Source organism: Rhizobium sp. AG207R, from assembly GCF_027109195.1.
GTDB lineage: Bacteria > Pseudomonadota > Alphaproteobacteria > Rhizobiales > Rhizobiaceae > Rhizobium > Rhizobium dioscoreae.
In genome coordinates, this window is record NZ_JAEPVT010000002.1 from 142,199 (window position 1) to 160,908 (window position 18,710).

The 18,710-nt window shown below is 60.0% G+C and carries 20 protein-coding genes; 6 read left to right on the forward strand and 14 right to left on the reverse strand.

The window, feature by feature from the left end:
* Positions 1 to 91 precede the first annotated feature (91 nt).
* The 9 genes from JJQ51_RS04595 to JJQ51_RS04635 form a co-directional block, all read right to left on the reverse strand.
* Entirely contained in the window at positions 92 to 598 is a 507-nt protein-coding gene (locus JJQ51_RS04595; protein ID WP_442967285.1) for a cytochrome c-type biogenesis protein, read from the reverse strand.
* Positions 595 to 2,583 (reverse strand): heme lyase CcmF/NrfE family subunit, encoded by a 1,989-nt coding sequence (locus tag JJQ51_RS04600; RefSeq protein WP_269244384.1) that lies wholly within the window; start codon positions 2,581 to 2,583, stop codon positions 595 to 597. Before JJQ51_RS04600 ends, JJQ51_RS04595 begins: the two co-directional genes overlap by 4 nt.
* On the reverse strand, positions 2,580 to 3,029 hold the full coding sequence (ccmE, locus tag JJQ51_RS04605) for a cytochrome c maturation protein CcmE (RefSeq protein ID WP_183813268.1): 450 nt from the start codon (positions 3,027 to 3,029) through the stop codon (positions 2,580 to 2,582). Before ccmE ends, JJQ51_RS04600 begins: the two co-directional genes overlap by 4 nt.
* Entirely contained in the window at positions 3,026 to 4,168 is a 1,143-nt protein-coding gene (ccmI, locus tag JJQ51_RS04610; RefSeq protein WP_183813270.1) for a c-type cytochrome biogenesis protein CcmI, read from the reverse strand. The genes ccmE and ccmI overlap by 4 nt, the downstream gene beginning before the upstream one ends.
* 95 nt (positions 4,169 to 4,263) lie before the next feature.
* Positions 4,264 to 4,695: a hypothetical protein gene (locus tag JJQ51_RS04615; protein ID WP_183813272.1), complete on the reverse strand. Its 432-nt coding sequence runs from the start codon at positions 4,693 to 4,695 to the stop codon at positions 4,264 to 4,266.
* 91 nt (positions 4,696 to 4,786) lie between these two features.
* Complete coding sequence (locus JJQ51_RS04620; protein WP_113330803.1) at positions 4,787 to 6,181, reverse strand: sensor histidine kinase; 1,395 nt, start codon at positions 6,179 to 6,181, stop codon at positions 4,787 to 4,789.
* Entirely contained in the window at positions 6,171 to 6,842 is a 672-nt protein-coding gene (locus JJQ51_RS04625; RefSeq protein WP_113330802.1) for a response regulator transcription factor, read from the reverse strand. The genes JJQ51_RS04620 and JJQ51_RS04625 overlap by 11 nt, the downstream gene beginning before the upstream one ends.
* A 123-nt stretch (positions 6,843 to 6,965) precedes the next feature.
* Positions 6,966 to 7,220 (reverse strand): hypothetical protein, encoded by a 255-nt coding sequence (locus JJQ51_RS04630; protein WP_075852053.1) that lies wholly within the window; start codon positions 7,218 to 7,220, stop codon positions 6,966 to 6,968.
* Positions 7,221 to 7,786: 566 nt separating this feature from the next.
* Positions 7,787 to 8,095 (reverse strand): Dabb family protein, encoded by a 309-nt coding sequence (locus JJQ51_RS04635; protein ID WP_113330801.1) that lies wholly within the window; start codon positions 8,093 to 8,095, stop codon positions 7,787 to 7,789.
* Between the two features lie 152 nt (positions 8,096 to 8,247).
* Here JJQ51_RS04635 and JJQ51_RS04640 point away from each other — a divergent pair, with 152 nt between their 5' ends.
* Entirely contained in the window at positions 8,248 to 8,577 is a 330-nt protein-coding gene (locus JJQ51_RS04640; protein ID WP_113330800.1) for an MmcQ/YjbR family DNA-binding protein, read from the forward strand.
* Here the strand turns inward: JJQ51_RS04640 and JJQ51_RS04645 are convergent.
* Entirely contained in the window at positions 8,555 to 9,043 is a 489-nt protein-coding gene (locus JJQ51_RS04645; protein WP_113330850.1) for a YcgN family cysteine cluster protein, read from the reverse strand. The two genes, JJQ51_RS04640 and JJQ51_RS04645, sit on opposite strands and share 23 nt — an antisense overlap.
* Positions 9,044 to 9,209: 166 nt before the next feature.
* On the opposite strand from JJQ51_RS04645, the gene JJQ51_RS04650 reads away from it, so the two are divergent.
* From JJQ51_RS04650 to JJQ51_RS04660, 3 genes are all read left to right on the forward strand, one after another.
* A complete protein-coding gene (locus JJQ51_RS04650; RefSeq protein ID WP_113330799.1) occupies positions 9,210 to 11,429 on the forward strand; it encodes a transglycosylase domain-containing protein in 2,220 nt (739 codons plus the stop codon).
* Positions 11,430 to 11,644: 215 nt separating this feature from the next.
* Positions 11,645 to 12,232, forward strand: a complete 588-nt coding sequence (locus JJQ51_RS04655) for a DUF1214 domain-containing protein (protein WP_113330798.1) — start codon at positions 11,645 to 11,647, stop codon at positions 12,230 to 12,232.
* On the forward strand, positions 12,225 to 12,773 hold the full coding sequence (locus JJQ51_RS04660) for a DUF1254 domain-containing protein (RefSeq protein WP_113330797.1): 549 nt from the start codon (positions 12,225 to 12,227) through the stop codon (positions 12,771 to 12,773). Before JJQ51_RS04655 ends, JJQ51_RS04660 begins: the two co-directional genes overlap by 8 nt.
* Before the next feature lie 180 nt (positions 12,774 to 12,953).
* Here the strand turns inward: JJQ51_RS04660 and JJQ51_RS04665 are convergent, their stop codons facing one another.
* The gene (locus JJQ51_RS04665) at positions 12,954 to 13,121 is read right to left on the reverse strand and encodes a hypothetical protein (protein ID WP_167459816.1); all 168 of its coding nucleotides are present in this window, start codon (positions 13,119 to 13,121) and stop codon (positions 12,954 to 12,956) included.
* A 524-nt stretch (positions 13,122 to 13,645) separates the two neighbouring features.
* Between JJQ51_RS04665 and JJQ51_RS04670 the strand changes: the two genes are divergently transcribed.
* Entirely contained in the window at positions 13,646 to 13,852 is a 207-nt protein-coding gene (locus JJQ51_RS04670) for a hypothetical protein (RefSeq protein ID WP_113330796.1), read from the forward strand.
* Positions 13,853 to 14,282: 430 nt separating this feature from the next.
* Entirely contained in the window at positions 14,283 to 15,299 is a 1,017-nt protein-coding gene (locus JJQ51_RS04675; protein WP_442967286.1) for a DUF2336 domain-containing protein, read from the forward strand.
* 7 nt (positions 15,300 to 15,306) lie between these two features.
* On the opposite strand, the gene JJQ51_RS04680 is transcribed toward JJQ51_RS04675, so the two are convergent.
* The 3 genes from JJQ51_RS04680 to JJQ51_RS04690 all read right to left on the reverse strand — a co-directional run bounded on the left by JJQ51_RS04680 (position 15,307) and on the right by JJQ51_RS04690 (position 18,314).
* Positions 15,307 to 15,666, reverse strand: a complete 360-nt coding sequence (locus tag JJQ51_RS04680) for a DUF1491 family protein (RefSeq protein ID WP_113390380.1) — start codon at positions 15,664 to 15,666, stop codon at positions 15,307 to 15,309.
* Between the two features lie 97 nt (positions 15,667 to 15,763).
* Positions 15,764 to 16,789 (reverse strand): peptidoglycan-binding domain-containing protein, encoded by a 1,026-nt coding sequence (locus tag JJQ51_RS04685; protein ID WP_269244386.1) that lies wholly within the window; start codon positions 16,787 to 16,789, stop codon positions 15,764 to 15,766.
* On the reverse strand, positions 16,761 to 18,314 hold the full coding sequence (locus JJQ51_RS04690; RefSeq protein WP_113354018.1) for a sensor histidine kinase: 1,554 nt from the start codon (positions 18,312 to 18,314) through the stop codon (positions 16,761 to 16,763). Before JJQ51_RS04690 ends, JJQ51_RS04685 begins: the two co-directional genes overlap by 29 nt.
* Positions 18,315 to 18,710: the final 396 nt, after the last annotated feature.

The following is an 18,710-nucleotide window of genomic DNA, read 5'->3' on the forward strand; positions in this document are numbered from 1 at the left end:
GGCACGGCACCTTACAACGAACTGTCCGCCCCATGAAAAATTCGTAATGTAAGGTATCGGTGCAACATTATGACGAAAGACGACAGTCGGGTCACTTTCCGAGGATATCTTTAAGCTGCGCCTCTTCATCGGCGCTCAAAGCGCTGCCGGTGGGCTCGCCGACGCGGCGGCGCGCGTAAAAGGCAAGGGCCAATCCGCCTGCTACGAAGAGCACGATCGGTGCTCCCCAGAGGATGTATGTCTTCTCGCTCAAGCGCGGCTTGAGCAGCACAAACTCGCCGTAGCGCGAGACGATGTAATCCAGCACCTGCTGATCGCTGTCGCCATCGGTCAGGCGCTTGCGCACCAGCAAGCGCAGGTCCCGCGCAAGATCGGCATTGGAATCATCGATGGATTGATTCTGGCAGACCATGCAGCGCAGCTCCGCCGAGATCGCCCGCGCCCGTGCCTCCAAGGCCGGATCGGACAGGACTTCATCGGGATTGACGGCGAAGGCACTCATCGGCGCCAGAATCGCAACAAGGCAAAGAAGCAGCCGCATGGCGCCACCAAGACTGCGGATGCCGGCAAAGCACAGTATCGGCCGATCGCTGTTCATTCTGCCGGCTCCATCGCTGGGCGAACGGGCCTCGCCTTACGGCTCGGTGCGCCGACGCGCAGGCGGCGGTCGCTGAGCGACACGAAGCCGCCGGCCGCCATGATGAGCGCGCCAAGCCAGATGCAAAGAATAAACGGCTTCCACCAGATGCGCACGACCATGCCGCCATCCTTGCTGGCGTCGCCGACCGACACATAGAGCTGGTTGAGGCCGAGCGTGAGAATGCCGGATTCGGTGGTCGCCGTGCGGCTTGCGGTAAAGACGCGTTTGGCGGACGACATCTCCGCAAAGGCAACCCCGCCACGGCTAACGGTGAAGTGGGCGCGATCCTCGGTAAAATTGGGGCCGACGCCCGGCTGCACTCCATCGAAGCGCAAGCTGTAGCCACCAAGCTCTGCGACCTCGCCCGGCTTCATGCTGGTGATGTGTTCCCCCTCGAAGGTCGTCACAGCGACGATGCCGAGTACGGTGATACCGAGGCCGGCATGGGCAAGCGCGGTGCCGAAGGCAGAGCGCGGCAGCCCGCTCAGGCGGCGCCAGGCGACACCAGCCGCCACCTTGCCGACGCCGGCGCGATACCAGAGATCGGCCAAGGCGCCGAAGGCCAGGAAGAAGCCGGCGGCAAGGCCGAGAGCGGCCAGTACGGGGCCGCCATGCTCGATGTAAAACAGAGCAAGGCCGGCCAGGAAGGCTAGGCCTGCCACGAGATAGAGCCTCTGCAGTGCGCCGAGCAGGTCACCGCGCTTCCAGGCGAGCAGCGGCCCGAATGGCACAGCGATGAGGATCGGGGTCATCAACAGCCCGAACGTCATGTTGAAGAAGGGCGGGCCGACAGAAATCTTGTCGCCGGTCAGTGTTTCAAGCGCCAGCGGATAGAGCGTGCCGGTCAAAACCGTGCCACAGGCGACCGTGAGGATCAGGTTGTTCAGCACAAGCGCGCCCTCGCGCGAGATCGGCGCGAACAATCCACCGGAAGCAAGCTTCGGCGCACGCAGCGCAAAAAGCGATAAAGCCCCGCCGATGAAGATCAGGAGAATGCAGAGAATGAAGATACCGCGCGTCGGATCGCTGGCGAAGGAATGGACGGAGGTCAGCACGCCGGAACGCACGAGGAAGGTGCCGAGCAGTGACAGCGAAAACGTCAGGATCGCCAGAAGCACCGTCCAGATCTTCAGGGCATCGCGCTTTTCCATGACCAGCGCCGAATGCAGCAGGGCCGTGCCGGCGAGCCAGGGCATGAAGGAGGCATTTTCCACCGGATCCCAGAACCACCAGCCGCCCCAGCCGAGCTCGTAATAGGCCCAGTAGGAGCCCATGGCGATGCCGAGCGTCAGGAAGCTCCAGGCGGCGAGCGTCCAAGGCCGGACCCAGCGTGCCCAAGCGGCATCGATGCGACCTTCCAGAAGCGCGGCGACAGCAAAGGAGAAGCAGACGGAGAAGCCGACATAGCCGAGATAGAGCAAGGGCGGATGGATCGCCAAACCGATATCCTGGAGAACGGGATTGAGATCCTTGCCCTCGGCCGGCGCCGGGTTGAGCCGAATGAAGGGATTGGAGGTGAGCAGAATGAAGACAAGGAAGGCCGAGGAGATCCACGACTGTACAGCCAGTACATTGGCGCGCAGTACATCCGGCAGATTGCGCCCGAAGAGCGCGACAAACGCGCTGAACAGGGCCAGGATCAGCAGCCAGAGCATCATCGATCCCTCGTGATTGCCCCAGACGCCGGAGATCTTGAAGATCAGCGGCATCAGCGAATGGGAATTGGCCCAGACATTGAGGACGGAGAAATCGGAGGCGACATAGGCGTAGGTCAGCACGCCGAAGGAGAAGGCGACGAGCAGGAACATGACGATGGAGCCGACCGGGGCGATATCCATCATCGACACGTCCCCGCGCCGGGCACCGACAACAGGCAGGATGGAGACGATCAGCGCGGTCGCGAGCGCCAGCACCAGGGCATAGTGTCCGAGCTCGATGATCATTGGCTGGCCTCCTCGCCTTTCCAGACGCCATCAGCCTTCAGCTTGTCGGCGACCTGCTTCGGCATGTAACGCTCATCATGCTTGGCGAGCACGCTGTCGGCAACGAAAACGTCACTGCCCTGCTCGAACTTGCCTTCGGTGACGACGCCCTGCCCTTCGCGGAACAGGTCCGGCAGGATGCCATCATACTTGACCTTGATCGTATCGGTGCCGTCGGTGACCGAGAATTGAACCTGCGTTCCCTGACCGCGCACGATCGAGCCTTCACCGACGAGGCCGCCGAGGCGGATCAGCGTCCCGGCACTGACCGGTGTCTTGGCAAGATCCGCCGGCATATAGAAATAGGCGACCGACTGACTGAAGGCGAACAGCACGAGCAGCACGGCGGCGGCGATGAAACCCATGCCGCCGGCGATCACGGCCAGACGCTTCTGCTTGCGGGTCATTGCTGCGTCACCTCCGTCGGCAGTCCCAATTCCTTCGCCAGCGCCAGAAGCTGCTGGCCCTCTCCTCCATCGGCCGGAAAGGCCGCAAGACCGCGCTTCAATGCATCCGCCGCGCGCTCCCGATCATTCAGCACGGCGTAGGAGCGGATCAACCGCATCCAGCCCTCGAAATTCTTCGGATCTTGCTTGAGCTTGGCATCGAGGCTGTCGACCATGCCGCGGATCATCTGCTGGCGATCGCCGCTGCTCAGCGCATTGGCCGCAGCGACATCCTCCGGGGTCGGATTGCCGGGTGCATTGTCATTGGCGGATGCCATCGCCTGACCGCCATTCTTGATGATATGCTCATTGACCGCGGCAAGCCAGGGTGCGTCGGGCGGCGATTGTTTTGCCAGGGCCTCAAAGGCCGTTTTCGCATCGGCCGCCTTGCCCTCCTGCTCCAGTGCCAGCGCCAGGTAGAAAAGCGTGCGCGGATTGGTGGCATCGAGCGCCAGCGATTGCTGCAGCACCTCGCGCGCCTCCGCAGTCACAATGCCATTGGCCTTCACGACCAGCACCTCGCCCAGATCGCCAAGCCGAGCTGCGTTCGGTCCCAGCAGGCGGATGACATTGCGATAGGCAAGCTCGGCGTCGCCGATACGGTTGGTCTTGAAATAGATCGGTGCCAGGACCTCCCAGCCCTTGGCATCATCCGGGTTCTTGGCCAGATGCTGCTCGATCTTGACGATCGAGATGGCGAGATCGTTTCCCGGCTTCTCCAGCCGCGCTTCCAGCGGCTGCGCCGGCAGGCCGGGATCGCCATTGACGAGATAGAGACAGAGACCAACGGCCGGAAGAAGGACGATGATGAAGGCCTGAGCAAGACGGTAACTGCCATGTGCAGGCGATTTCGCTGCCGTCTTTTCGTCCTTGGCGGCAGCGATGAGACGCCGTCCGATTTCGGCGCGGGCATAGTCGGCCTCCTGCGCGGAGATGAGGCCGCTGGCAAGGTCCCGGTCCAGTTCGCTGAGCTGATCGCGATAGACCTCGGCCTCTCCGGAACGACGGTCCTCCGCCTCCTTCGCACCACGCAGAAGGGGATAGAGGAGCACAGCGCCGACAACCGCCGTAAGAACGGCCACGAGAATCCAGAACAGCATAGACGCCCAATACTTTAACGGGGCGCTTATTCCAACCGGGAAAGGCTATCTGACGAAGATTTGAGGCGTTTGGCCGCGCCTTTCAGTGCAGACGCCTATTCAAGCGGCGTCCAGGTGCCGTCGTCATTGCGGCAGGCCGCGCCCCTCGCAGTCGCCGGCTTGCCGTCGACCGTGACCGTATGCGTATATTGCCGGCAATTCTGCGAGCCAACCTGGTAGGGCGCAGCGGGAACAACCTCGCCGCTTGCATTCCTGCCCTTCCATGCCACAGGTTGGCCGAGAGGCGAGGTTTCGAGGGCACGATATTCCGCTTCCAGCGCACGCTGTTTGTCGTTGTCGCTCAGCTTGATGCCGGTGCGCTCGACGATACCACCATCAAGAGCATCGATGAAGGTCGCTGAGGCCGGAGGCTTCGCGGACGAAAACAGGCTCTTGCTGCCCCCCAGGCCGCTTGTCGTCGAGCAACCAGAAAGCGCAAGCGCGGCAAAAAGAGAGGGAATGACCAGAAAAAAGGTACGAAGCTTCATACAACCGAACCAGTATCAAAAAGCAAAACCATAGGTACTGCGCTGCGGCATCATCATGACCCACAACGCCTTTTTGGCATCATGCCGTTCCTCACGCAACATCCTTCGTCAGGCCCGGCAAAATTAGGCTCGCGCGAAGCCCGCCCCAGCTGCCCCGGGAGAGCTCGAAACGGCCTTGATATTCATTCGTGATCTCGCTGACGATCGACAGGCCGAGACCGGTGCCGGGCTTGCTCTCGTCCAGTCTGCGCCCGCGTTTCATGGCTTCGCGGATCTGATCCGGCTCCAGCCCTGGGCCGTCGTCTTCAACCACCAGTTCCACCCAATGGCGCCGCGCCGGATCGATACCCTTGACTTCAGCGGGCGCTTCGTTTGCAACCAGACGCACCTTGTGTTCGGCAAAGCGAGCGGCATTTTCGAGGAGATTGCCGACCGTCTCCTCGAGATCCTGCTGCTCCATGGCGAGCGCCAGATTGGGCGAGACGGAGAGTTCGAACTCCTTGTCGGCGTTCAGCCGCCGCATGACGCGGACCAGCCGCTCCAGCGCCGGCTCGGCTTCGGTGCGCGCCAGCACGGATTCGCGCTGGGCGGCGATGCGGGCACGATTGAGATAGGATTGCACTTGCCCCTGCATGACCTCGGCCTGGTTCTTCACCAGATCGCCATGCGATCGCTCAAGGACACGGGATTCATTCAGAAGAACCGCAATCGGCGTTTTCAGTGAGTGCGCGAGATTACCCACCTGCATGCGGGCGCGCTCGACGATACGCCGGTTGCTGTCGATCAGCGCATTGATCTCATTGGCAAGCGGCAGGATCTCACGCGGAAAATCGCCTTGCAGGCGTTCGCTTTCACCGGCGCGGATGCGTTCCAGCGCGGCCCGCGCCTTATCGAGCGGCTTCAGACCGTAGAGAATGGCAAGCGCATTGACGATCAAGCTTCCGACGCCGAAGCCGACGAGCGCGAAATAGAGGCTGTGGGAGAAATTGCGCACGTCATCTTCAACCACGGCGACATTGCCGGTCACGCGAAACCGAGCCGCATGGTCCGTATCGAACTGGATTTCGGTTTCCGCCACCTGAACGCGATTTCCGAAGGCGTCGGTGACGATATAATAGCGCTCGTAATTCTTATCGAAAGGCGCTTCCAGCACGGATAGAACCGGCAGGTTTGACGCGCCGAGCGACGACGAAACCAAGGGGTTTGACGTATATGTGCCGAGCGGCTCGACTATCCAATACCAGCCGGTCTTCGGCTGTGAGAAACGGAGGTCTCCAAGCTGCGGACTGCCTGACAGCGCACCCTGATCACCGATCGTCACGGAGTTGATGACGTTATAGAGCTGCGCCCGCAACAGATCCTGAAAGCCGCGCTCGGCGTTCTTGCGGTAGATATCGGAGATGACAAGCCCGATCACCACCAGCGCCACCGCCGACCAAAGCGTGGTCAGCAGCAGGACGCGAGCGGTGAGCGACTTAATTCGCATTGGTCGCTGCTTGGATGCGGTAACCAAGGCCACGGACCGTTTCGATCAAATCGACGCCCATCTTCTTGCGAAGGCGTCCGACAAAAACTTCAATCGTATTGGAATCACGGTCGAAATCCTGATCGTACATATGCTCGACCAGTTCGGTGCGTGAGACGACCTCGCCCTTGTGATGCATGAGATAGGCAAGCAGCCGATATTCATGAGACGTAAGCTTGAGCGGCTTGCCGTCCACGGTCGCCTTCGAGCTCTTGGTGTCGAGCCGCACCGGGCCGCAAACGATTTCCGAAGAGGCGTGGCCTGCGGCGCGGCGGATGAGCGCGCGGATGCGGGCAAGCACTTCCTCGACGTGGAAAGGCTTGGCGACATAATCGTCCGCGCCCGCGTCTATGCCTGCCACCTTGTCGCTCCAGCGGTCGCGGGCGGTCAGAATCAGAACGGGCACGGTGCGTCCGGCGCCGCGCCATTTTTCAAGCACGGTGATGCCATCCATTTCAGGCAAGCCGATATCGAGGATGATCGCGTCATAAGGTTCGGTGTCGCCGAGGAAATGCCCCTCTTCGCCATCAAAGGCCGTATCGACCACATAGCCCGCCTCCTTCAAGGCCTCGGCAAGCTGGCGGTTCAAGTTGATATCGTCTTCGACTATGAGAATGCGCATCTCTGAATCCAATTTCCCCGGTTCGAGAAACAGTACTGTAAATCACGCTGCAGTGGAATCACGGAAACAATAAGATTTTGTGTGAGATTCAAGGCTTTAGGTTGGTACCCACATGCCCTGGCATCACATCGGCACCTTCATCGTCACCTTGCGCGGGCGCTGCCCGTTGCCCTGAACGAGAACGGTGATGATGCAGCTGTCGCCGGACGGCTGTGCGGAAAGAAGCTGGCCACCGGTCTTGGCGACGACTTCCTCGGCTGCCTCGCTGCAATCGCTGTTGGCGCGCGCGACCAGGGTCGACGTCGGCGCTGGCGCCGGCAGAACAGACGAGCCGGCCAGGACGAGGGCCGCTGCTGCTATGCTTGAAAATGAGGCCATGCTTCGGACTTCCCACAGGGATATGAACTTGGCCGATTATTTACCCAAACACGTCTGAATGGCAAATGAATGGGCTGTAATTTTCGGCCAGCCGGGCGCAGGGGTCGTCCAGAGGATTTTCTAAGCATTTGAAATTGTTGAATGTGGATCCGCTGCAGCGTGAGGACAGCAACCGTCTGTCGCTTCAGAACGCGGCATCGATACAATCTATCGGCGATATGAGTGGACCGATGCATGCCCGGCTTCGCGAGCACTACGCGCGGAGCCGCCAGCTCAGCCATTTTTAATCATTCTTGCTTATCATCGGTTCATGTCGGCGAGATGAACCGCGCCCTCCCGTGACCAATGCAACTGGCCTGGAGACGCCTTATCGGCATAAGGCGTGATGATTTCCTTGAGTCCTTTGAATCGCTTGCCGCGATTTCCTCTCAAATTGAGTCCGGAGCTTCAAAAGTTGATTCAAGAACCTCAAGCCGAGAATCCGGTCGCGGACAATCCGATTCCGCTTGCATGCTCAATCCATTGAAAGGACTGGCGGGAAATAGTTCTGCCCCCGCGCCCGACATTCAGAAAGGTTCACGGACGGCCGTCGCCGTCTCGTAATCTGCGGCAATGCGCATTTCGCGCAGCGGCCGAACGCGCTCGATGGAGCGCTGGTAATTCGGATGGGCCTTGTAAGCCGCCAATGCCGCCTCGTTGTCGAATTCGCCGTAGACCACAAGATCGACTTCGGTTCCGAGCTGATCGGTCTTGACGTTCGTGCCGATCTCCAAAAGCCGCGCATGCGGAATGGCCGTGAGGATCGAGAGGCCGGAACGGACCTCCTCAAGCTTGGCGCGATCGGGAACGGTAAAGAAGACGATATGACGGATCACGCGGCGGCTCCTTGTGCATATGCGAGGGCACCGCGCGATACCATGTGGACAGGCTCAATTCAATAAACTCACCATCTCGTCGTAGAACCGTTTGGTCGCACCCTTTTCAAGCCTCCATTTACTGCATGGAAGGAGATGATACTGTCGCGGCCATGACCGACGAGGAGCTTGCATCCCTCGCCCTCGGCTTGCCTGAAACGGCAGAGGGCTCGCATTTCGGCACCCGTGACTTTCGCGTGCGGGGCAAAATCTTCATGACACTTCGCGAACCGGATTTCTGCGTCGTCAAGCTGACGCCCGACCAGCAGCAGATGGCTTCGGCCATCATGCCAAGGCATGTCGCCGCTGTGCCCGGCAGCTGGGGCCAGAAAGGATGGACGCGACTTTTCCATCGCGATGCCGGAAACGAGGAGATTAAAAGGCTCTTGCGCCAGGCTTGGCGAAATGTGGCGTCGAAATCTATGGCTTTGCCGGAGGATTAGGCATCATGTCATCCTCGATGGTCAGTGGCCAGTCGACGACATAATCCTCGAAATCGTCAAGATCGACATCGTTCTCGCTGACGGTGCGCCCTTGGGCGGAAACACCGGCGATATGCACTGTTTCCGGATCACCCGAGATCAGCGGATGCCACCAGTAGAGATCCCGGCCCTCATTGACGAGGCGATAGGCGCAGGTGGGCGGGAGCCATTCCAGTTCCGGAACCTTCTCCGGCGTCAACTGTACGCAGTCGGGCACGAAATCCCAGCGGTTCGGGTAGCTGGTGCAACGACAGCTTTCGCCGTCCATCAGCTTGCAGCGGATCGAGGTGAAATAGACGTCGCCGCTATCCCACTCCTCGAGCTTGTTGAGACAACAGAGGCCACAGCCGTCGCAAAGGCTTTCCCATTCCGACGGGCTCATTTCCGCCAGGGTCTTGCTTTTCCAGAAGGGTATCTCGTCTGTCATCATCGTCGTCCTCGCCACCCGGCAAAGGGAATTCGGGCTGCGGCATGCATGTCTCTTGTTCTTTTCTCTAAATCAACCAATTATTCAATTAGCCGTTCTATGAGATAATGGGCTTTGCGTGTGCCACAAGGAGACACGCGGCAGTAATGTGGTCGGGAAGTAGAGCGTGGAAGACCCATCCAATCCAGAAAACGGGCCGAAGATGGAGCCCGAGACGCCTAAGGATAACGGGGCCGAGAAGCCGCGGCGTCGCAAGCGCTATTTCTTTTTGCGCCTTGATTCATGGATCGACTCCACGTTGTGGAATGCAGGCTTCGGTCTCGCCGAGGCATGGGAGGAGATCACCATCTTCTTCCGCCGCTTCCGCGTTCGCGGCTGGAAACGCGTCTTTTTCGAACTGCTCGGTGAAGGCCTGACGCTGGGGACGGCCAGCTCCGTCGTCATGCTGATGCTCGCCATGCCGGCCTTCGAGGCGACGCAGGGCGACTGGCGCAACCGCGGCAATTTCGCCGTCACCTTTCTCGACCGCTACGGCAACGTCATCGGCCATCGCGGCATCATTCACGAGAATTCCGTGCCGGTAGACCAGCTGCCGGACTATTTCGTCAAGGCGGTGCTGGCGACCGAGGACCGGCGCTTCTTCGACCATTTCGGCATCGACGTCATCGGCCTGTTCCGCGCGGTCACCGTCAATGCGCAGGCCGGCGGCGTCGTTCAGGGCGGCTCGACACTGACGCAGCAGCTTGCCAAGAACATCTTCCTCAGCAATGAGCGCTCCATCGAACGCAAGGTCAAGGAAGCCTTCCTGGCGATCTGGCTCGAGGCCAATCTCTCCAAGAAGGAGATCCTGAGCCTCTATCTCGACCGCACCTATATGGGCGGCGGCACCTTCGGCGCAGCGGCGGCGGCGCAATTCTATTTCGGCAAGAGCATCACTGACGTCAATCTGGCGGAAGCCGCGATGCTCGCCGGCCTCTTCAAGGCGCCGGCAAAATATGCGCCGCACGTCAACCTGCCGGCGGCGCGCGCCCGCGCCAACGACGTGCTGTCCAATCTCGTGCAAAGCGGGCTGATGACCGAGGGACAAGTGATCGCCGCGCGACGCAACCCGGCTTCGGTGGTCGACCGAGCTCAGATCGAATCCCCGGATTATTTCCTCGATTGGGCCTTCGATGAAGTGCAGAGGCTTGCTACGCGGTTCCCCGAGCGCTCGCTGATCGTGCGCACCACCATCGATATGGGGCTGCAGAAGGCGGCGGAGGATTCGGTTCAATCCAGCCTGATGGAGTTCGGCGAGCGCTATAAGGCCAAACAGGGCGCCTCCGTCGTCATCGAAAATGGCGGCGCTGTGCGCGCCATGGTCGGCGGCAGCGACTATGGCGAAAGCCAGTTCAACCGCGCGACCAAGGCGCTGCGCCAGCCCGGTTCGTCCTTCAAGATCTATACCTATTCGGTCGCGATGGAAAACGGCATGACGCCCACCTCCACCATCGTCGATGCGCCGATCAGCTGGGGCAACTGGAGCCCGCATAATTACGAAAACCGCTACGAAGGCAAGGTGACGCTCACCCAGGCGCTGACGCAATCGATCAACACTATCCCCGTGCGGCTCGCCAAGGAGAAATTCGGCATTCAGCCGATCCGTAACATGGCCAAGGCCATGGGCGTGGAAACGCCGATCCGCAACGACAAGACCATTCCGATCGGCACATCGGAAGTAACCGTCCTCGATCAGGCGACAGCCTATGCGGTGTTTCCGGCCAACGGCATGCAGTCGCGCCGCCACGGCATCGAGCAGATCACCGGCTATGACGGCAAGGTGCTCTACGATTTCGGCCGGGACGAGGCGCCAGCCAAGCGGGTTTTGAGCGAAAAAGCCACGTCATACATGAACCAGATGCTGACGCAGGTTCCCGTGATCGGCACCGGCCGCAAAGCAGCCCTCGACAACGGCATCGTGGTCGGCGGCAAGACCGGCACCACGCAGGCCTATCGTGACGCCTGGTTCATCGGCTTTACCGGCAACTACACCTGCGCTGTCTGGTTCGGGAATGACGACTATACCTCCACGAACAACATGACGGGCGGCACGCTGCCGGCCATGACCTTCAAGAAGATCATGGATTACGCCAATCAGGGCATCGTGCTGAAGCCGATCCCGGGCATCACCAACCCCTTCCCCGTGCAGAAGCCGCAAACAGTTGCGGCCAAGAAGCCCGCCGACCCCGCCAGTAGCGCCCTGCCGCCGCTGGTGCGCCCGCGCTCGCTTTCGGTAGACTCCACGAATATCCTGCGCGATATCGGCGAAAGGCTGAAGGCGGCGACACCGCTCGGCGCGCAGAAGGTGGCGACGGCGGAGCATCGCAGCATGACTGCGCCTGAGTGACCAACCCTCCCGGAAACTGTACTGCAACGCGAGGCAGGTGACGGCGGCAAACCTGCCGTCGAATTGAAGGATGGAAGCCGGCGTTTTGGATGCCCACTGCCGTTCCCGATCTTGCCTATTGTTCCCAAGACAGCCGTAAATAGTGGCTTGCCCTTCCCCCTACCGCCAGAATCAGGAATAAATCGACACTGATTTGTCACGAGGACGATCCTAGGGTGTTCCGAGTTCCCCTTCTTGTTGCGCTTTCGCTTGTCATCGCCTTTGGCGGCGGTATCGTGTTCACGCTTCTGGCGTTGGATGCCACCTCCGGCTTCGGCGCGATCAAGCTTGGCGCCTGGCAGGCGTTCCCCGAAACGCAGACGGCGGATGCGGACCCTTATGCGAAATCGCATCGAGCACGCGCGGGGCGTTTGCTGTACGGCACAGCCGAGGGGCTGGTGTTTACCGCCTCCGACGATGACAGCAAAGCGCGGCTGACCGCAAATTGCACCTACCGCATCAGCGGCCAGACGCCACCGGCAAGGCTTTGGACCCTCTTTATCGCCGGCAATGACGGCCGGCCGATCGAAGATGCTGCCGGTCGCCCTTCCACCATCAATTCCTGGGTGGTGCTGCGCAAGCCGGATTCGACCTTCAACATCACGGTTTCATCCAGTCCCCAGGCGGGCAACTGGCTCGCCCTGCCGCCATCTGGCAATTTCCGCCTGGTATGGACGCTCCTGGATTCGCCGGCGGCCAGCAATTCCGGCCTGATCGATCTCGGCATGCCGAAACTCGAGAAGATCGGATGCGGCAATGTTTAGATTCGTCTTCGCGATCCTCACCGGCCTATTCGGCGCGGTGCTGCTGCATATCATCATCATTCTGTCGCTGCCGCATTTCTCCGATCGGGACGCCTATACGCGTGTATCGGACGAGGGTGACGAAAATCATTTCTATATGCTCGACAACAAAGATGACGATGCGGGGCTTTCCAATACCGATCCCTACATCCGCACGGCCGTCTGCGCCTTCGACATCGAGGATACGCCCGTTCATCTGACCGCGAAGGGCAAGGTGCCGTTCTGGTCGCTTGCCATCTATGACGCGGCATCCAATGAAGTGTTCAGCATGAGCGACCGTACGTCGGTCGGCGGAACGCTCGATTTGCTGCTTGCATCGCCTGTCCAGCTGACTGGCATACGCAAGGCACTGCCACCCGCGCTTGCCCAATCGATCCTGGTGGAAGTGCCGCGGGCTCAAGGCTATGCGGTGCTACGCACCATGGCGCCGCAAGCAAGTTTCGACGATGCCGCGCAAGAATTTCTCTCCGAGGCCGGCTGTGACGAATTCGACAATGGCTGAGATCTTTTGGAGCTGAGATCTTAGGAGCTAAAATCTTTGGCTGAAAACTCCGGCTCCAGAATTGTACTGCGGGAAGCTGGCGGCTCATGGCGAGTGGCGCCAGCAAGCGCTATTCGGCCGGATTGCGACGACAACTGGCAGGCGCGAGAACTCGCCACGCGCTTGCATATGTTGAAGCGCTTACTTTCCCTTTGCCCGCTTCGGGCCTGCCCCGGGGCGATGCGTTGGCGTATCAAGATGCTCGTAACGTACGCCGGTGAACAATAGTATCTTTGCCTCCACCGGTTCCTTCTGGGCGCGCGGCGGCAGGCGCAATCGCCAATCCGAAAGAGATATGATCTTTGCCATTCTCGTCTCCATTAACGTCTCGAGACGGATGAACCTGCGACTTGATTTCACCCTGCCCGCCACTGAAGCGGGCTAACGCTCCCCTCCATTCCAGCCTTTGTTTTGGGCTTCAATGGAGGCATCCGCGCCTTCTCACGGCATTTCCCTTACACCGTGGCATGAGCACCGATTTTTCGGCTTCCATGCTGTCTTTACACTCGATCACATTCTGCCAATGGCTGCTTTCAATCGGAATTCAGACATATCGCAGTTAACAGAATGCTAATTCTCGTCGATCGTCATTCTCGGCATCACTCGTCATGCTCTATTAACGCCGTGACGGCGGCTTTGGTTTCATCGGCTGTTGAAAAATTGCGGAACGCGCTTTTGCCATGAAAACGAGCAATATCATGCTCTTAACTCAACAGACGATCCGGAGGGCACATGGAAAGCGCGAATACCACGTTGCAGAAAAGCGTCACACAAATATTATTTGCGCTCACGAAAAATTAACGTAATGTAAGGTCGTAATTCGAGGGCAATCAATGTTTGCGGCGGGCAGTTCCGTCTTTTCACCGGAGGACGTCACCGTCTTGCGCGATGCGCTGGATGGGTGGTGCCTGGAAAAGCGGATCGATATTAGAAGCACGGAAGCCCAGTTCGCGGCCACGGCGGCAATCGGCCTTTTTCAATCCGGCTACAACACCTCGGAAAAGCTGCTCGCAGCCTTGCGCGAGCATAAGGGCATCTGAAGAATCCCACCTGCATCAAGAAGCCGGATCTCCGCTTTTGCAGCGAGTGACATCGCTTTTGACTATCTCCACAACAGAAGCACCCATAGGTTGAATTTGCCTGTAAGCACCCATGCCCAGAAAGGTTTTCCACAGGTCCGCTTTCGCCCCAAACTGCCGTCCATGCGGACAAAATGCGGCTGCACTCCTCGCGCAAGCTTAACGCGCAATTTTTATTCGGATTTTAATAAAGTTTTCACGAACCATTAACCCTGCCGGCCTTAGTCTTTGGCGAAAGCCAGATAAGGACGACCGTGTCCATACCCGTTTCGACAGTCATCATCGAGGTCGCTCTCTTTATCGAAAGAGTCGTCCCGTTCGACTGGAGTGAAGCAAAGCGCAAGCCATGGTCGACCTTCGGGCTCCCTGCTTTTTTGTTCGGCGTATCAGTATGGGTGTTGGCGTGCGTGATCGGTTTAGAGACCTTGAAGAGCCTGCGACTGTCCGCAAGAAGGACGTGGTTCTGATGGCGACGATCACCAGCTTCGAAGGCATGGGCCATCCGTCCAAATCGGAACTTCGCCAATTTGCCGAGCTTTTCACCCCCGTTTTCCAGGCATCTTCGGACGAGGCAAAGCGGCAGGCGGTTGCCGCCCTCTCCCAATGTGAAACCGTGCCCCAGGCAGTTGCCCTGTTCATCGGCTGTCAGCCGATCGCCATTGCCGCTCCGTTCCTCACGAGTTCGCAGGCGATCGACGACGATACACTCATCACCATCGCTCGCACGCAAGGGGCCGCTCATGCCCGAGCAATCGTCCGCCGCTCATCCCTTTCCCCCAAAGTCATAGACGCACTTGTCGGTCTGCATCAGGCCGAGCCGGAACGCGGCATGACAATGCAGGAGCAGCCAGCTGATGTAATTTCATCGCAGGCCGAGGCGGAAACCGAACGGCAGTCACGCGAAGAAATCCTGCGCCAGCAGATCAAACAGGCTGCGCGCCATCTCAACCGCGATGACAGCGACCGGCTCGGTCTGCGCAGCCTTAGCGAGACGCAGGAAGCGCTGCTCGTCCGCTTTGCGCGCGAGCGCGATGCGGTGCAATTCGCAACGACGCTCGCCGATGCCCTCTCCTCCAGCTACTGGCTTGCTGAACGCATCCTGCTCGACACTTCGGGGCAACAGCTCGCCGTCACGCTCGTCAGCCTCGGCATGGGCATCGCCGATGCCGTCTACTCGCTGGAGCGCTTCTATCCGCATCTGGCCGAACGACATGGCAGCGTCAGCCGGGCATGGCTGGTGCTCGATGATATCGACTCGGAAGAGAGCCAGGCGCGCGTCGAGGCATGGCGTCGCGCTGACAGCTATACCTATCTGCCGCAGGAAAAGCCGGCGCAGCGTCCTGCAGCGCCGTTGTTCGGGGCAAAATCAGGTCCTCTCCGCGAATTGCGTGTGGCAAACCGTCGATAAGGACGGCTCAATCCAGCGGATTGGCGCGGAAACCGGCCAATGGGACGATATCGGTGATATCGTCCGTTTCCAGTTCGACGATCCATAAATCAGGATCGAATTTCAGCTCGCGATCAAGGGTTTCGCGGATTTCCTGCGGTTCCTTCCGCTCGATGCGGATCTCGAAGAGCCGCGTCCCGCTCTCCTCCTCATCGAACAGGCTCTGCGGTGCCGGCGCATAAAGGGTTTCCGATCCATCGCGGAAGCGTTGGCGGATGAAGATCGCGCCAGCCTGCTCCTCGCCCTTGTGCTCGACAGCGGCAAAATCCCCACGCGCAAACAAGCGGCGGACAAGGGCGGAAACAAAGATGTCGCTGCGCAATCTCATGCCCGAGCTATAGCGATGCATGCTCGCCAAGGCAATTGAAGCCGTCTGCAGCGCGTAGTCGTCACCAGGTTTGCGGCAGAGGCTTGTACCGCGGGCTTCAGAGCGCGCCGATATCCTGCAGCTTCTTGAGGACCGCCATATTCGGCTCGCCGGTTTCCGGCAGGCGATAGTGCTTCTGGAAGCGGCGGATCGCTGCCTTCGTCTGCTCTCCGGCTACGCCATCGATGCTGACATTGCTATAGGCGATATTGCTCAGACCCTTCTGGATCTGCATGACCATATTGACCTTGTTGACCGCATCGCTTGGCGTTGCTTTGGCCGCTACCGCGCCGGTCTTCAAGTTCTTTTCGGCATTCTGTATGGCGGCAGCAACCGGGTCGATCGCATCCGCCATGGCGGAAACGTTGACGGGGCGCTCGGCGGGGACGGCAGCCGTCGCATTCGCTCTGCCGCTAGCCGGCTGTGCAGCAGCGGCATTGCTGGCCTTGAGGGCGGCAAGAAGCTCCGGTGTCGGCGTACCGGTCTGCGGAAGACCAGACGCCTCCTGAAAGAAGAGGATGGCCGATGTCGTGCGCGATCCCGGCTTCCCATCGGCTGCGCCATCATAGAGGCCGTGACGGATGAGTTCAGCCTGTACATCGGCAATCAGTTTCGACGGCGCGCTGGACGATTGTGCCGCGACCTGGCCGGTTGACGACGGCGGGGCAAGATCGGCGGCCGAATCCTGCCTTTCTATCCGAAAGGTCGTTACATTGCCGGCATCGGCCTGCTGCGCGTGCAGGAAGGATTTGCGGCCGGGGATCTGGTAGGGAGACGCGGGATCGCGGGTGCGCAATATGGGCGATGGATGCGCGCCCGTCTGATACCAGAGCGCGTTGGCGGTGACGAAGCCAAAAACCCCGAAGAAAAGCGCCATGCCGCCTGCAATGGCTGGATGACGGCCGACTGCACTGCCGATCAGAGCGGCGAGCGCGCCCGCACCGCGAAGGCCAAGGCCGCCCAGCGCGGTGCTGCCGCGCAGGCTCAGGCTGCCAAGGGCAACCGCACCACGGGAGGCCAGGCCGGGCTGCTTGCGCTTACCCCTTCCTCTTCCCTTAGGCGATTTTCGCTTTTGCGGGGCCATTCATCAGTTCCTTGTTTCGCCCTTCATCTATCTCCATAGTATGTTTCAGGCGCGGCGGAAAATCGACAGGGCGATTAACATCCACAGGCTGCTGCATCGTTACGGCACCGGAGCCGTCGAATGGAATGAGGATGGTGATGACCGTACCCTCGCCCGGCGCGCTGGCAATCGAGAAGTTTCCGCCATGAAGGCCGACGAGGCCCTTGACGAGCGACAGACCGAGGCCGGTGCCGGCGTAACGGCGGGTGTAGTCGTTCTGGATCTGCACGAAGGGCTGGCCGAGCGATGCCAGCCGTTCGCTGGCAATGCCGATGCCCGTATCGCCGACCGACAGCTTCAACATGCCATCGGCCAAGGCCGCATCGATGGTGATCGCGCCGCCCGCATCGGTAAATTTGATGGCATTGCCGACGAGGTTGATGAGAATCTGCTGGATCGCCCGCTGGTCGGCGACGATCTCGCCGAGGCCGCGCTGGATGCGGCTTGTCAGCGTCAGTCCCTTTTCCTTCGCCTGCAGCCCGAGCATTGCTTCGCATGTCGCAATGGTGTCCTCGATCGCGAAGGATTCGAGCAGCAATTCATAGCGGCCAGCCTCGATCTTGCTCATGTCGAGCATGGTATTGACGACCGACAGAAGATGGGCACCCGACTGGCGGATCAGGCCGACATATTCGCGCTGGCGGTCATTTTCCAGCTTGCCGAAATACTCGCCGCTCAGAATATCGGAAAAGCCGAGGATGGCGTTAAGCGGGGTACGCAGCTCATGGCTGACGGCAGCGAGGAAGCGCGACTTGGCATCATTGGCCGATTCCGCCTCGGCCGCCTTGCGCGCCGCATCCTCGCGGAGCTGCTGGTCCTGAGAAATATCGCGCAGCTGGCTGACGATTGCCGTCAGGCGCCCCTCGCCATCGCGGCGCGCGGTCAGCTCCATGCGCACATGGACGAACTGGTCATCACCGCCGACAACCGCCGAGCGTTCCAGGCGCAAATCGGCGCTATGGGCATCCCTTCCCTGGCGCAGTACATCGATCGCCTGCAGGAAGACGATTCTGTCTGAGACGTGGATCTGCTCGACGAAGCCACGCCCGACGGGGTCGCGCATCCAGCTCAGAAATTCCGCACGATCGCGACCACCGACTGTGGTCACATTGCCCTGGGGGTCGAGCAGCAGGACGAGGCCGAAGGCCGACTCCAGCATCAGATCGTGGTGCTCGACGACGACGGCCTCTGCCGGGTGGAGGGCAGGCCGCTGACGCGACAGCGCGATGCTGCCCACGGCCGAAAAGAGGAAGGCGGCGCATACCGTGGCCACACCGGCAGGCAGCGCCACGGCCGGGCTTGTAACGAGGGAAAGACCGGCCGGAACGGCAAAGAGCGCGACGGAAGAAGCAAGCGCAAGCCGGCGCAGGATCGCCAATTCCTGCCCACGGACTTCGCCATCCCCGCTCGTCCGGGAAAGCCAGCTTCGGCCTACCCGGTCCACGAGGGCTACAGCCCCGACAGAAATGTCACTCAATACGCGCACACTACAACCCGTCAAAACGGTCACTTATCGGACTGCACAATAGGCCCCGCCGACTTAAGGAAAGAATAAAGAAGGAACGCTCAGGACGGCCGAAAAGGGCTCAAAATCCCGTTTTGACGCAGAATGAAGGACCTTTGTTTTTTGTGGTTAACAGCGGGTAAGCAACGGATTTTATTCGTATTTCCGCCGCGCGTTAACTTTTGCGGCAAGGCTTGCATCCGCAAACCCCTGCATATCAGGCGGATAGGGCGAGACATGCTTAACAGCAATCGCTACAATTTGAACCAAATGCTGGTCAAAGCCGGAAAGCTAAAATTTGAATCAAAATTGCAGAAAATGCTGCCGAGTTTTGAAAAGCGCTGTTGTCCTCTGCCAGATAGGGTTCGAACCAGATCG